Origin of the sequence: Kitasatospora cathayae, from assembly GCF_027627435.1 — a bacterium.
Taxonomy (GTDB): Bacteria; Actinomycetota; Actinomycetes; order Streptomycetales; family Streptomycetaceae; genus Kitasatospora; species Kitasatospora cathayae.
The window spans coordinates 5,944,765-5,958,597 of record NZ_CP115450.1 but is presented as its reverse complement, the minus strand read 5'-3'; the positions used below and the strand labels follow the sequence as shown (position 1 = coordinate 5,958,597).

The 13,833-nt window shown below is 72.6% G+C and carries 13 protein-coding genes; 5 read left to right on the top strand and 8 right to left on the bottom strand.

The window, feature by feature from the left end:
* Positions 1 to 70 precede the first annotated feature (70 nt).
* The gene (locus O1G21_RS26660; protein ID WP_270147177.1) at positions 71 to 1,156 is read left to right on the top strand and encodes a peptidoglycan-binding protein; all 1,086 of its coding nucleotides are present in this window, start codon (positions 71 to 73) and stop codon (positions 1,154 to 1,156) included.
* Between the two features lie 56 nt (positions 1,157 to 1,212).
* Here O1G21_RS26660 and O1G21_RS26655 read toward each other — a convergent pair whose 3' ends face one another.
* From O1G21_RS26655 to O1G21_RS26640, 4 genes are all read right to left on the bottom strand, one after another.
* A complete protein-coding gene (locus O1G21_RS26655) occupies positions 1,213 to 1,797 on the bottom strand; it encodes a TMEM165/GDT1 family protein (protein WP_270147175.1) in 585 nt (194 codons plus the stop codon).
* A 208-nt stretch (positions 1,798 to 2,005) separates the two neighbouring features.
* Complete coding sequence (locus O1G21_RS26650; RefSeq protein WP_270147174.1) at positions 2,006 to 2,788, bottom strand: ABC transporter permease; 783 nt, start codon at positions 2,786 to 2,788, stop codon at positions 2,006 to 2,008.
* Positions 2,788 to 4,404, bottom strand: a complete 1,617-nt coding sequence (locus tag O1G21_RS26645; protein ID WP_270147173.1) for a dolichyl-phosphate-mannose--protein mannosyltransferase — start codon at positions 4,402 to 4,404, stop codon at positions 2,788 to 2,790. Before O1G21_RS26645 ends, O1G21_RS26650 begins: the two co-directional genes overlap by 1 nt.
* 189 nt (positions 4,405 to 4,593) lie before the next feature.
* The gene (locus tag O1G21_RS26640; protein ID WP_270147171.1) at positions 4,594 to 5,901 is read right to left on the bottom strand and encodes an MFS transporter; all 1,308 of its coding nucleotides are present in this window, start codon (positions 5,899 to 5,901) and stop codon (positions 4,594 to 4,596) included.
* A gap of 154 nt (positions 5,902 to 6,055) precedes the next feature.
* On the opposite strand from O1G21_RS26640, the gene O1G21_RS26635 reads away from it, so the two are divergent.
* Positions 6,056 to 6,640 (top strand): MarR family winged helix-turn-helix transcriptional regulator, encoded by a 585-nt coding sequence (locus O1G21_RS26635; protein ID WP_270147169.1) that lies wholly within the window; start codon positions 6,056 to 6,058, stop codon positions 6,638 to 6,640.
* 109 nt (positions 6,641 to 6,749) lie between these two features.
* Here O1G21_RS26635 and O1G21_RS26630 read toward each other — a convergent pair whose 3' ends face one another.
* The 3 genes from O1G21_RS26630 to O1G21_RS26620 all read right to left on the bottom strand — a co-directional run bounded on the left by O1G21_RS26630 (position 6,750) and on the right by O1G21_RS26620 (position 10,141).
* Entirely contained in the window at positions 6,750 to 8,519 is a 1,770-nt protein-coding gene (locus O1G21_RS26630; RefSeq protein ID WP_270147167.1) for a glycosyl hydrolase family 18 protein, read from the bottom strand.
* 325 nt (positions 8,520 to 8,844) lie between these two features.
* Positions 8,845 to 9,474 (bottom strand): FxLYD domain-containing protein, encoded by a 630-nt coding sequence (locus O1G21_RS26625; protein WP_270147166.1) that lies wholly within the window; start codon positions 9,472 to 9,474, stop codon positions 8,845 to 8,847.
* Positions 9,475 to 9,580: 106 nt separating this feature from the next.
* Positions 9,581 to 10,141: a DoxX family protein gene (locus O1G21_RS26620; protein WP_270147164.1), complete on the bottom strand. Its 561-nt coding sequence runs from the start codon at positions 10,139 to 10,141 to the stop codon at positions 9,581 to 9,583.
* Positions 10,142 to 10,343: 202 nt separating this feature from the next.
* Here O1G21_RS26620 and O1G21_RS26615 point away from each other — a divergent pair, with 202 nt between their 5' ends.
* Positions 10,344 to 10,976, top strand: a complete 633-nt coding sequence (locus O1G21_RS26615; RefSeq protein ID WP_270147162.1) for a MarC family protein — start codon at positions 10,344 to 10,346, stop codon at positions 10,974 to 10,976.
* Between the two features lie 86 nt (positions 10,977 to 11,062).
* Here O1G21_RS26615 and O1G21_RS26610 read toward each other — a convergent pair whose 3' ends face one another.
* Positions 11,063 to 11,497: an Lrp/AsnC family transcriptional regulator gene (locus tag O1G21_RS26610; protein ID WP_270147160.1), complete on the bottom strand. Its 435-nt coding sequence runs from the start codon at positions 11,495 to 11,497 to the stop codon at positions 11,063 to 11,065.
* Between the two features lie 219 nt (positions 11,498 to 11,716).
* On the opposite strand from O1G21_RS26610, the gene O1G21_RS26605 reads away from it, so the two are divergent.
* Positions 11,717 to 12,547 carry a tryptophan 2,3-dioxygenase gene (locus O1G21_RS26605; protein WP_270147158.1) on the top strand — a complete coding sequence of 277 codons (831 nt, stop codon included), beginning with the start codon at positions 11,717 to 11,719 and terminating at the stop codon, positions 12,545 to 12,547.
* 59 nt (positions 12,548 to 12,606) lie between these two features.
* Positions 12,607 to 13,833: a kynureninase gene (gene kynU, locus O1G21_RS26600; protein WP_270147157.1), complete on the top strand. Its 1,227-nt coding sequence runs from the start codon at positions 12,607 to 12,609 to the stop codon at positions 13,831 to 13,833.

The window sequence follows — 13,833 nt, the reverse complement described above, 5'->3', positions numbered from 1 at the left end:
ACGTCCTGCATAATCAGGCCCGCATGATCAGGCCCGATCGCGAGACCCGAGAACCGAGGAGGGCCGGCCGATGCCGGACCAGCACTGCCCGACGTGCGGTACCGACCGCTCCACCGGGTGCGGCTGCCTCCCGGACCGGAGCCTCGACGAGACCACCGTCCTCCCCCACCTGGAGGGCCCGCCACTGGTCCGCCCGTACGTGCCGCAGGTGCCCGGGCAGGTCGTGGACGAGCAGCCGCCGGCCGCCGACCCGTTCGCGACCGCCGTCCTGCCGCCCGTCCCGCCGGGCCAGCCGCGCCAGCCGGGCCGGCCGGGCACGCCGCCGCTCGGGCCGGACGCGGACGCCTACGCGACGACCGTCCTGCCGCCCGTCCCCGGCCCCGCGCCGGACGCGTACGCGGTCGGCGCCACGTCCGCCACCACCGCCCTGCCGACGGTCCCGCCCGTCCAGCCCGTCCAGCCCGGCGCCGGGGACGAGCTCGGCTACTTCCCGTTCGGCAACGGGGCCCCCGAGCCGGGCTCCGCCCCCGTCGGCGGACGGGCCGCGCGACGGGCCGCCGAGCAGGCCGAGCGCAGCCCGCTCGCCCGGCACAAGGGCCTGATCGCGGGCGTCGGCGCGGGCCTGCTGGCGCTGACCGTGGGCCTCGCCTACGCCGTCACGCCCTCCGCCGCACCGGCCCGCCAGGCGGAGCCGGTGCCGGTCACCACCCTCGCGCCCGCCCCGGTGGACCCGCCGACGCTGGCCGCTCCGACGACCAGCGCCCCGGCGCCGACCACCGACGCGCCGAGCCCGACCCCCACCCGGACGGCCAAGCCCAGCCCGACCAGGACGCCCACCCCCACCCCGACCCACTCGGCGACGCCGACCCCCACCCCGACGCCCACGCCGACCCCGACGCCCACCCCGACTCCGACGCCCACCCCGACCCCGCGGCTGCTCCAGCTCGGGATGAGCGGGCCGGACGTCCGGGCGATGCAGCAGCTGCTCTACAACGCCGAGTGCGGATTCGTCGACAAGTCGATCGTCTCCGGCACCTTCGACTACTGGACCCGGACGACGCTGCAGCAGTACCAGGGCGAGAACCACATCAAGGGCGAGAACGGCGTCTACGGCCCCAAGACCCAGGCCGTCCTCACCGCCGACCCGGGCTGCTGAGCCGCGCCGCCGAGCCGCGCCGCCGAGCCGCGCCGCCGGGCACCGGTCGCCAGCCGTCAGCCGGTGATCGCCCCGAAGATGCTGAACCCGGCCAGCACCAGCATGATCGCCGCCGCCACCCGGATGATCAGCTTCATCGGCACGTGCTTGAGCAGCTTCTGCCCGCCCACGATGGCGATCCCGCCGACCGCGCACAGCGCCAGCCAGGAGCCGATCCCGACGGCCAGCGGATCGGCGTACTTGGCGGCCAGGTTGGCGGTCATGATCTGGGTCAGGTCACCGAACTCGGCGACCGCGACGACCACGAAGCTCGTCCCGGCCACCTTCCAGAAGCTGTTCGAGGACGGCTCCTTGGCGGCGTGCTCGTCCTCGTCCTCGCCGCCGTGGAACAGCAGCATCGCCGCGCCGACCAGGAACAGCACCCCGGTGACGCCCTCCACCCAGCGGTGCGGCAGCAGCGAGAGCAGGTGCCCGGCGACCACCGCCAGCACCACCTGGACCAGCATGGCGGCGGCGACGCCCGCGAAGACGTAGCTCGCCCGGAACCTGGTGCCGAGCACCAGGCTGGCCAGCGCCGTCTTGTCCGGCAGTTCGGCCAGGAAGATGATGCCGAACGTCAACGCGGCAACGGTCAAACTCATCGGAGGAAAATCCCTCGGTCGGGCTGTCCGGCCTCCGCAGGTCCGTCAGGGGACGCTTCGGCCCGACAGCGCTGGTAAACGGTCACAGCACTACGGCCGAAGGTCTCGCCGGCAGCCGCCAACCGAGCGGTGCCCCGGGCGCCGGGCCCCTGGGGGCCAGTATGTCGACGGTCCGGTGGAGGGCTACTCCCCTTCAACGCGCTCCAGCCTACCCGACGCCGCCGACCGCCCCCGCCGTCACCAGACCGCGCCCGACCACCTCCAGCACCACCACGATCGCCACCGACTCCACCGCCAGCAGCCCGATCAGCACGAACAGCTGCACCGCCCCCGCCTGGACCGGCGAGGCACCGCCGAGCAGCATCCCGACGAAGGCGCCGGGCAGGGTGACCAGACCGACCGTCCGGGTCTGGTCCAGCGCCGGGACCAGCGAGGTCGCGGCCGCCGTACGACAGATCTCCAGCCGCGCGTCCCGCTCCTCGAAGCCGAGCGCCAGCGCCGCCTCCACCTCGCCGCGCCGCTGCCGCAGCTCGTCCAGGGCGCGCCGCCCGGCGAGCGAGGTGGCCGTGAGCGCGCCGCCGATCAGGATGCCGGCGACCGGGATCACCGACAGGCCCTTGGCCGGCAGCAGTCCGACGCCCAGCAGCAGGGCGAGCACCGGCAGCACCCCGGCCCCGATCGGGGCGGCCGCCCAGACCCAGCCGGGGCCCGGGGTCATCCGCCGCCCGGCCGTGCGCACCGCGACGGTGAACATCAGCAGCACGAACAGCGCCGACGACCACAGCGAGCCGACCACCCAGGTGATCACCGCGGCGACGGCCGCCAGCTGGACGACCGCCCGCAGCCCGGCCAGCGCCACCGCCCGCCCGTGACCGAGCAGCCCCCACCCGGCCACCGCCACGGCGGCCAGCAGCAGCGCCGCGGTGACCACCCCGAGCACCGGGGTGACCGGCAGCAGCTGCCCGCCGGACGCCGCCAGCGGAACCGGCATCAGATCCAGCTGGTGAACCACATCCGGTCCTGCCAGGACGACATCGGGATCACCTCCGCCGTGTACAGCGGATAGAAGAAGGCGAAGCAGCCGACGATCGCGAGCACCACCAGCCCGGCCCCGATCGCCCCGTACCGGCGGCGCTCGGGGCTGCAGCCCGCCGGGCCGAGGATCGCGCCGAGCATCTGGGCGACCGCCAGGCACAGGAACGGCACCAGCACGACCATGTAGAAGGAGAAGATCGTCCGCTGCTGGTACTGGAACCACGGCAGGTAGATCCCGGCCACCGCGCACAGCACGGCGCCGGAGCGCCAGTCCCGGCGGAAGAACCAGCGCCACAGCAGGTAGACCAGCGCGAAGCAGGCCGCCCACCACAGGAACGGGGTGCCCAGGCCCAGGATCTGCGCCGCGCAGCCGCCGGAGGAGGTGCAGCCGCGGGTCCCGTTCGGGACCTGCTCCCAGTACATCGAGACCGGGCGGCCGTCGACCAGCCAGGCGAAGGGGTTGGACTGGTAGGTGTGCGGGGTGCTCAGCCCGGTGTTGAAGTCGTACATCTGCGAGTGGTAGTGCCACAGGCTGCGCAGCGGCGCCGGCACCCAGCTCATCGGGACCTGCGGCAGCGGGATGCCGAAGGCGTGGTCCGGGGAGAGCCCGGCGCGGCCGTCCGCCCAGTGCCGGTCGTAGCCGCCCTCGCCGTTCGCGCCGCTGGCCAGCCAGCCGCTCCAGGCGCCGACGTACACCACCAGGGCGGAGCCGACCATGGCGAGGAAGGCGGGGAGGGCGTCCCGGCGCAGCATGGACCGCCAGGGGTGGCGGGCGCCGGCGCCGCGACGGCCGGACTGGTCCCACAGCACGGTCAGGACGCCGAAGGCGGCGAGGATCGGGGCGCCGTTCCACTTGACCGCGCAGGCGGCGCCGACGAGCACCCCGGCGGCGATCCGCCAGGGGCGCAGCCCGAGCCGCACGGTGTCGCCGTCGGTGGCCGCGGCCAGCCTGGCCCGGGCGTGGTCGCGGTCGATCAGCAGGGCGCCGAAGGAGGCGAGCACGAAGAACATCTGGATGCCGTCGAGCAGGCCGACCCGGCTCATCACCAGCTGGAGGCCGTCGACGGACATCAGCAGGGCGGCGGTGCAGCCGACCAGGGTGGAGCCGAAGAGCCGACGACCGATCCGGGCCAGCATCAGCACGGTGACGGTGCCGAGCAGGGCGGTCATGAACCGCCAGCCGAAGGGGTGCAGCCCGAACAGCTGCTCGCCGATCGTCATCACCCATTTGCCGAGCGGCGGGTGGGCGATGAACTCGGGCGCGGAGCTGAGCGGGATGGACTGCGGGACGGCCAGGATGTCGGTGTTGGCGTGATCGGGCCAGGTGCCCTCGTAGCCCTGCTGGAGCAGGGACCAGGCGTCCTTGGGGTAGTAGGTCTCGTCGAAGACGAAGGCGTTGGGGTAGCCGAGGTGCCAGAACCGCAGCAGGCCGGCGAAGAGTGCGACGCCGATCGGGCCGAGCCAGCCGGAGCGGTCGGCGGCCCAGCGCAGCAGCCCGCGCGGGGCCGGTGCCGGGTCCGGTTCGGCGGTGTCCGGGGCCGCCGGGGGGTGCGTGAGCGCCGCTTGCGTCATAGCCTCGCTGATTTCGCCTGTCTACGGGACCCGCGGGTGTGTCGCGCCGGGCCCGGGTCTGCTGCCCGAGCCGGGGCCGGGCGGTCAACAGTCACTGACACTATGTGGCGGTGCCCGGGAAGCCAAGCGCGACGGGCGCCGACCAGGTGACCTGGTCGGCGCCCGTATCGAACACCGTTGTGGGCGCTGTCAGGCGGCGGTCTGCAGCTCCCGGACCGGGGCCGTGGTGCGGACCACGGCCGGGGCCGCGTTGTCCTGCTCAGCCGTGAGGTGCGGGCGCAACCGCAGCGCCAGCAGGATGATCAGCAGCGTCGAGCCCGCCATGGCCGCGAGGTAGAGCGGCCAGGTGCCGGAGCCGACCAGCAGCACGCCGACGGCCGGGCCGACCGCGATCGCGATCTGCTTCACCAGCGCGTAGCCGGCGTTGTAGGTGCCGAGCAGCCGGGCCGGGGCGAGGTCCGCGACCATCGGGCCCATGGTGGGCGCCAGCAGCGACTCGCCGACGCCGAACAGGGCGTAGATCGAGACGATGGCGACCGTGGCGGCCATGGTCTCGGTCCGGATCAGGCCGGCCACCAGGGCCATCGCCCAGGCGCCGAGCCAGACCACGCCGGCCGCGGCCATCGCGGTGGTGCGGCGGCGGCGCGCGGTGATGCGCACCATGAACATCTGCAGCACCACGATGGTCACCGCGTTGGCACCGATCGCGAAGCCCAGGGTGGACGGCGCGGTGCCCACGGTGTCGGTGGCGAAGGCCGCGACACCGGACTCGAACTGGCCGTAGCAGGTGAAGAAGATCAGCCCGGCGAGGATGCCGAGCCGCACCATCGCCTTGTCGGCGAGCAGGGCGCGCAGGCCGGTCGGGCCGTCGGTCTTCTGCTGGACGACGCTCAGCTGGACCTTGGGCATCCGTGCGGTGCCGGTGACCAGGGCCAGGCCGAGGAAGGTGGCCGCCTCGATGGTGAACAGCCGGGTGAGGCTGGCCGGGTCGGCGACGTTCACGATCTGCCCGCCGACCAGCGCGCCGATGCCCATGCCCAGGTTGACCAGGGTGAACTGCAGCGCGAAGGCGTGCGAGCGGGTCGCCGCCGTCGAGCAGCGGACGATCATCGTGGCGAGCGCCGGCTGGCAGGTGGTGACACCCGCGCCGAACAGGAACGAGGAGACCAGCAGGGCCGGCGTGCCGGTGGCGTGGCCGAAGGCGAACGCGCCGGTGGCGGCCAGGCCCGCGCCCGCCAGCAGCACCGGACGGGGACCGTACCGGTCGATGCCGCGCCCGGTGAACGGCAGGACGGCGAGCGCCGCCAGCGCGAAGACGGTGAACACCATCCCGGCCGCCAGCGAACCCAGCCCGCGCACCTGGTCCACGTACACGAACATGTACGGCATCGTGAACCCGCTGCCGAACGCACTGAGCGCGTTGCCGATCTGGACGCGGCGCAGCGGGCCGCCCGCTCCACGCCGCTGCCGCCTCTGCTGCTTCACCGTGCCGGTCACCGTGCACATCCCTTCCTGGTTCGTCCGGACTGTCGAGTTGAACTCTTAAGGCCGGAAGATTTCAGAGCTAAAGTTTGACGAGATAAAGTCTTAGCACCAGAAGAGTGCGGAGTCAAAGGCTTAAGGAGTGCACGCCCGTGCGACACTGGTGCGCATGACTACGGACAAGCCGTCGCCGGCTGCCGACAAGCCCCCGCGGGCCACTCCGCTGGAGTTCGGCATCGCCGAGCAAGTGGCCCTGTACCAGCGGGAGTTCCCCACCGTCGACCCTCAGGTCGAGACGATCGTGCAGACCCTCAACCGGGTCTCCCGGCGGATGGGCGTGGCGTACGACCGGCAGCTGACCGTGCTCGGAATCACCTCCGCCGAGTGGGAGGTGCTCAAGGCGCTGGTGGTGAGCGGCAGCCCGTACCGGTTGGGGCCGGGCGAGCTGGCCAAGCGGCTGGGGCTCACGCCGGCCGCGATGACCCACCGGATCGACCGGATGGTGGCCGACGGCCTGGTCACCCGGGAGCGGGACGAGTCCAACCGGGTGCGGGTGATCATCGAGCTGACCGAGAACGGCCGCGACAAGTGGCTGGAGTCGATGCGGATGGCGGCGGTGTTCGAGGAGGAACTGCTGCAGGACCTCGCGGGCGAGGAGCGCGCCGTGCTGTCCGGCCTGCTGGCCCGGATGCTGCGGCGGATCGAGGAGAGCCAGCCGGACGCGCTCGGGCGCACGGCCGGTCTGGCGCCGTAGGGCTTGTCGAAACGCACGGGTCCGGCCCGCCGGGGGTGTTCCCCGACGGGCCGGACCCGTGCTCGTTCAGGTGCTGCGAGGCCCGTCAGGTCCTCGGGCGGCCAGCCGCTCAGCAGGGACCGTCGTCGGCCCAGACGCCCCACTGGCCGCTCTGGGTCGGGTCCTCGCCCTGAGTCCACCACTTGTTGGTGTAGTAGTGGCCCTTCCACGAGACCTTGGTGCCGGCGGCCGCGTACACGGTGCTCGCGTTCCAGCTCGGGGCGCCCGAGCAGGTGGCCGGCGGGGTCGGGGTGCCGGTCGGGGTGCCGGTCGGGGTCTGGGTCGGCGTCGGGGTGCCGGTCGGCGGGGCCGGGCAGCCGGCGGCGGAGCCGTTGGTGGCGCTCACCATCTTGTCGAACAGGGTGGTGTTGGTGCCCAGGTCGTACAGCGAGAAGGCGAAGGAGCCGCCGAGGCCGTTGCAGTGCGCGTAGTCGAGCTTGGCCTGGATGGACCGGGTGTCCTCACCGCTCCAGAAGGTGGTGCCGTCGTAGAAGTAGGTCGCCTTGGCGTCGTCGTCCCAGAAGGTCTTGGCCGGGTTGTCGACGAAGCCGGTCAGCTCCTTGTACATCTGGATGCCCGGGACGTTGCCGGACATCGCGGCGCCGGCCGCCGGGGCGGTGGCGGGCTGGAAGAGGCCGTTCCTGCCGTTGTTCTGGACGCCGGTCCAGCCGCGGTAGTAGAACGGCACGCCCATGTTGATCTTGTTGGCCGGGAAGCCGCCGGGGATGCCGTACTGGGCGTCGCCGACCGTCCACGCCTTGATGGCGTTGTCGATCGAGTACTTGCCGTTGCCCGGTTTGGCCGGGGTGGACGGGTCGTTCGGGCCGGAGTACAGCGGGGCCTGGTGGTTGGTCGGACCCTGCGGGTCCCAACCGCCGTGCATGTCGTAGGTCATGACGTCGAGGAAGGTCAGGTACTGACCGATCTTGTCGGTCTCGACGTTCATGATCTTGTCCTGACCGGCGCCGACCGCCGCCGACAGGGCGTAGGTCTTGTTGTCGGCCTTGCCCTGGGCGTCCAGCTGGTTGCGGAACTCCTGCAGCAGCAGGGTGAAGTCCTGCTTGTCGGCCGGGCTGGAGATGTTGCCGGTGTGGCCGCCGCCGCCCGGGTACTCCCAGTCGATGTCGATGCCGTCGAAGATGCCGGCGCCCGTGCCCGGGCCGCCGTAGCCGGCGTCGGACGGGAGGTTGCCCTTGATGAACATGTCGATGCAGGACGAGACCAGGTGCTTGCGCGAGGCGTCCGTGGCGGCCGCCGACGAGAAGTACTTGGAGTAGGTCCAACCACCGATCGAGAGCAGGACCTTGAGGTTGGGGTTCTTCGCCTTCAGCTTCTTCAGCTGGTTGAAGTTGCCCGCGATCGGCTGGTTCCAGACGTCGCCGACGCCGTCCACCGAGATGTCCGCGCCGAAGCTCTTCTGGTAGTCGGCGAAGGCGTCACCCGCGCCGTCACCGGCGTTGGGGTTGTTGTCGTTGGTGTCGGCGGCCTTGGTGGCCTCGAAACAGCCCAGGTCGGTCGGGGAGATGTTGGCGAAGTCGTAGATCAGGTAGTCCAGCTTCCCGGCCACGCCGGTGTCCTGGATCGTCTTCGGGTAGTACGCGTTCGCGTAGACCGACCACTGGTCGAAGTAGGCGACCTTGATGCCGCCGCTGGTGGCGGCCGCGCCGGTGGAGTTGGTGGTCGCGGCGTTGGCCGCGCCGCCGCCGGACAGCGCGAGGCCCGCGCCGAGCAGCAGGGAGGCGGCGGTGCCGGCCGCGACGGCGGCCAGGCTCTTCGAACGGCGCCGGCGGGGCCCGTCCGGAGCCGGGGACCCGGCCCTTTCAATGCGTGAGCGCAGCATGGGTGCGTGACTCCTGGGTGTGGGGGTTCCGTCGCCCGGCGGGGTCGCACGTCCGGGGTGGGGCCGGACGACCGGGACATGACAGATCAAGGGGTGGGGAATCGAGCGAGCAGGCCTTGACGGACACTGGCGGACACCGGGATGCGCCGAACCGGCGCCCCCGACGCGAGGCCGGTGACGCCGGTTCAGGGGCTCCCTGCACCTGGGCAATAAAAATGGACTAGACCAACTCGCCCGTCAAGGGGTGCCGTCGGGCCTTGAGACCCGCTTAAGGTTCCGCACCCGCCCCCGCGCCCGACCGGTACCGGGCCCGAGCTGCGCGGGTTCAGTAGCGGACGGCGTTGGCCACGTCCGCCTTGACCCTGCCCGCGAGGGTCATGTTGCTGCGCGCGGTCGCCTGGACGCTCTGGCCCGCGGCCAGGTCGTGGACGGTCACCGCGGTCGCGTCCAGCACCTTGCCGTTCTCGTCGGTGAAGTTCACCTGGATCAGGTACCGGTAGGACTGCTGGCCGTGGTTGGTGACGGTCAGCTGCGCCAGCGTCCTGCCGTCCGTCCCGGTGGTCACCGCCCCGACCGTCACGTCCCCCTTCGCATCCAGCCCGCCCTTGATCCCGGCGATCGCCGAAGAGGCGGACGCGACCGCCTGCGAGGCCCGGGCCTCCACCGAGGCGAGCGCCGAGCCCGCCTGGCTCACCGCCGAGGCCAGCGCCGACCCCGCCCCACCCGCCGCCGAGGCCAGCGCCGAGCCGGCGGAGGCGGCGGCACTCAGCGCCGAGGAGACCGAAGTGCTCGTACCCTTGCCGGAGGACGAGCAGCCCACCAGCACCGACGCGCCGACGACGGCCGCCACCAGCGCCCCGGCGACCAGGGGTTGACGGCGGCTCGGCAGTGGGTCCTGAGGCCGCACGGTGACGCGCGGTCCGGGGGTGGCTCGGGTGAGCGGCTGGCGGTCCATGGAGGTCCTCGATTCTGCCCGGCGCCGGGCTGCCCGACGCCTTTTCGCCCACCCTCCGAGGGCTCGGGAGCCGTCGCCAGCAGGGGTGCTGCCTCCGGGTGACGCCTCAGGACAGCCCCGAGCCCTCCTGCTCGTCCGCCTCCACCGCCGCCCGCTCCTCGCGCAGCCGCACCAGGTGACGGCGGCGCGCCACCACGCCGTACGCACCCGCCGCGCTCGCCACGAAGGCCAGCACACCGACCCACGGCCGGTCGAAGACGTGCCCGGTCAGGTGGTCCAGCGAGTAGCGCCCGGGGCCGGCCAGGCCGATCGCCAGCCCGGTCGCGCCGAGCAAGGCCGGGTACTCGTAGCCGCCGGACATCGCGAAGAAGCCCGCCGGGGCGTGCACCGACACGGCGCCGGCCATCGTCCCGGCCACCACCGCGCCGGCCGCCGGGGTGGCCAGCCCGGCCACCAGCAGCGCGCCGCCGCCCGCCTCGCCGACGCCCGCCGCGAGGGCGCTCTCCCGGGCCGGGTGGAAGCCCATGTGGTCCATCGCCTGGGTGGTGCCCTCCAGCCCGCCACCACCGAACCAGCCGAACAGCTTCTGGGTGCCGTGCGCGATCAGCACCCCGCCGACCGCGCTGCGCAGGGCCAGCAGGCCCAGGTCCTTACGGTTCAGGCACATGTCGCATCCTCGTTTCCGCCACGGAGTGGTCGTACGTACCTCCATGGCACCCGAGAGCGCCCACCCGTTCGAGCCGGGACCGCCATCCGGGCGAATTCGCCCGCCACCAGGAATGAACGGGCGGATCGGGGGGATTAACGCCACGCCCGCCCCCGGGGCGTGGCGGACCGATCGTTCCGGGCGCCGCGGCCATGCTGGGCCCATGTTCGTCTTCAACCTCAGCAGTGCCTTCATCACCTTCTTCGCCGTGGTAGGCCCGCCGAAGACCCTGCTGGCCTTCGCCCGGCTGTCCCGCACCCGCAGCGACCGGGAGCTGCGGCGGCTGGCGGCGTGGACCACGCTGATCTCGGCAGTGATCGGCCTGGTGCTCGGATTCGGGGCGGACGCGGTCACCACGCTGTTCCACATCAGCGACCAGTCGCTGCGGCTCGCGGGCGGGTCGATCTTCTTCGTCTACGCGGTCGCGCTGGTCCTCGGCATCCACCTCGGCGCCGACCGCGACGACGACGAGCGCCTGGCGAACCCGATGGTCGACGGCATCCGCGAACTGCTGCTGCCGTACATCGCCAGCCCACTCGCGATCAGCGCCGTCCTGGTCGCCGCGCTCAACCGCGACGACTTGGCCTGGAAGGCCGCGATCTCCGGCGCGTACGTGGGCGTGGTGGTGCTCAACTACCTCTGCGTGGCCGTGCTCGCGCCGCTGATGCGGCGCACCCACAGCACCTCGCTGGAGGTGCTGTCCCGGCTGCTCGGGCTGCTGCTGGCGGCCGTCGGCGTGGAACTCTTCCTGGAGGGTCTGGCCGGGCTGGGGGCGCACCTGCCCGCGGCGCGCTGAGCCCGCGCGATCGACCCGCCCGCCGTCAGGCCGCCGCGAGGCGGGTCAGCACCCCGGCGATCCACGTCGAGGCCGGCGGCCGACCGTCAGTTCGGCAGCAGTGGCCGCCACGGCACCGGGCTGGAGAGGATCATCGAGCTGGACGGCGGGCCGTACCCGCCGAGCCGGTCGCAGAGCGCCTCGAACTCGGCCATCGTGGCCACCGCGACCAGCAGCACGCAGCAGGCCCCGCCGGTGACCCGGTGCAACTGGAGCACCTCGGGCCAGGTCGCCACCTCGGGGTCGCGCAGCACGCAGCGCGGGCCGTAGCACTGGACCTGGACCAGCGCGGTGATCGCCAGCCCGGCCCGGGTGGGGTCCACGTGGGCGTGGTAGCCGCTGATCACTCCGTCCGCCTCCAGGCGGCGGACCCGTTCGGCCACCGCGGGTGCGGACAGGCTCACCCGGCGGGAGAGTTCGTTGTACGAGAGCCTGGCGTCGGCCTGCAGCTCGGCCAGCAGGCGGCGGTCGACGGCGTCCATGACGGCTCCCCGGAGCGGTTGTGATCAGCGTTTTTTCATTCGTAAAGCGGATCGCCCGAACGCCTCGCGAACGACAGCTCGAAAGGCTGTTGCGGTGTCCGTCGACCATTCAAGCCGGGACGCATACCGCCGCACAATGGGCACCCCGGTGGAACCAGGACGTCCGTCCGCTCCGCCGGCCCCGGGCGACGAGGCCCGGACGGACCAGGAGGGATCGGGATGGGGCACGACACGGTGGAGACACCCAACCTGTCGTTCGGTCGGGGCGGCCGGCCGGGTCGGGGCACCCCGTACGCGCAGTACGTGCGCCTGGAGGAGCTGCACAGCCTCCAGCACCCGCGCAGCAAGGAGCCGGCCGAGCTGTCGTTCATCGTCACCACGCAGGTGATGGAGCTGCTCTTCGACCTGCTGCGGCACGAGTGGACGATCGCCCGGCAGGCGCTGCGCGAGGACGACCTCACCACCGCGCTGGCCGCGCTGCGCCGCGGCACCCACGTGCAGGACGTGCTGGTGGAGTCCTGGGACCTGCTGGCCACCATGACCCCGCAGGAGTTCAACTCCTTCCGCGCGCTGTTCGGCGAGGCCTCCGGCTTCCAGTCCTCGGCCTTCCTGCACCTGGAGTTCCTGCTCGGCAACAAGAACGCCGCGCTGCTGAACATGTACGACGGGATGCCTGAGACCCAGGCCGAACTGACCGAGGCGCTGCGCTCCCCCGGCCTGTACGACGAGGTGCTCGGCCTGCTGGCCCGGCACGGCCTGGCCGTGCACGCCGAGCCCTCGGAGCAGCGCTACCGGCCGTCCGAGGAGGTCGCGGCGGCCTGGCGCCGGGTGTACACCGAGCCGGAGTTCGCGGCCCTGCAGCCGCTCGGCGAGGCGCTGCTGGACGTGGCCGAGCGGGTCACCCGCTGGCGTCAGCGCCACCTGAGCTCGGTCAAGCGGACCATGGGCGCCAAGCCCGGCTCGGGCGGCTCCAGCGGGCTGACCTGGCTGCGCAAGGCGGCCGAGCAGGACGTGTTCCCGGAGCTGTGGACGATTCGGGACGAGCTGTGACGGAACGGGCTGTGACGGAACGAGCTGTGACCGAGCCGGTGGTGGAGGAGAGAACGGGCATGATCACGCGCGAGGAGTGCGCGGCGCTGGACGCCGTCGACCCGCTGGCGGCGTTCCGCAAGGAGTTCGCCCTGCCGGACGGGGTGATCTACCTGGACGGCAACTCGCTGGGCGCACTGCCGGTGCGCACACCGGAGCGGGTGGCGCAGGTGGTCGAGCAGGAGTGGGGCCGGGAGCTGATCCGCAGCTGGAACGACGCCGGCTGGTTCGAGCAGCCGTACCGGCTGGGGCGGCGGATCGCGCCGCTGATCGGGGCCGATCCGGCGGAGGTGGTCGTCTGCGACACCACCTCGGTGAACCTGTTCAAGGTGCTCTCGGCTGCGCTGGAGCTGCGTCCCGGGCGGCGCACGGTGCTCGGCGACGTCGAGGCCTTCCCCACCGACCTGTACATCGCCGAGGGCGTGACCGGTCTGGTCGAGGGCGGGCGCAGCGTGCTGGTCCGCCCCGAGGAGCTGGACCGGCACCTGGACGGCGACGTCGCCGCGGTGGTCCTGTCGCACGTGGACTACCGCACCGGCGAACTGCTGGACATGCCCGGGATCACCGCCCGGGTGCAGGCCGCGGGCGCCCTGATGATCTGGGACGTGTGCCACTCGGTGGGCGCGCTGCCGGTCGAACTCGGCGCCGCCAACGCGGACTTCGCGATCGGCTGCAGCTACAAGTACCTGAACTCCGGCCCCGGCGCGCCGGCCTTCCTGTACGTCGCGCAGCGGCACCTGGCGGCCGGTCCCCGGCAGCCGCTGAGCGGCTGGTTCGGGCACGCCCGCCCGTTCGCCTTCGAGCCCGGGTACGACCCGAAGCCGGGCATCGGACGCTTCCTGACCAGCTCGCCCTCGCTGCTCGGCCAGGCCGCCCTGGGCGCCTCGCTGGACATCTGGGAGCGGGCCGACCTGGCCGCCGTACGGACGAAGAGCCTGGCGCTGACCGACCTGTTCGTCTCGCTGGTCGAGGGCCTGGACGGGGTCGAGGTGGTGACCCCGCGCGAGCACGCCCGGCGGGGCAGCCAGGTCGCGCTGCGGCACGCGGACGGCTACCCGGTGGTGCAGGCGCTGATCGCGCGCGGAGTGATCGGCGACTTCCGCGCGCCGGACCTGATGCGCTTCGGCTTCACGCCGCTCTACCTGTCGTACACCGAGGTGTGGGACGCGGCCCGGCAGCTGGGCGAGGTGCTGGCGAGCGGCGAGTGGCGCGAGGAGCGCTTCTCCCGCCGGGGCGAGGTCACGTGA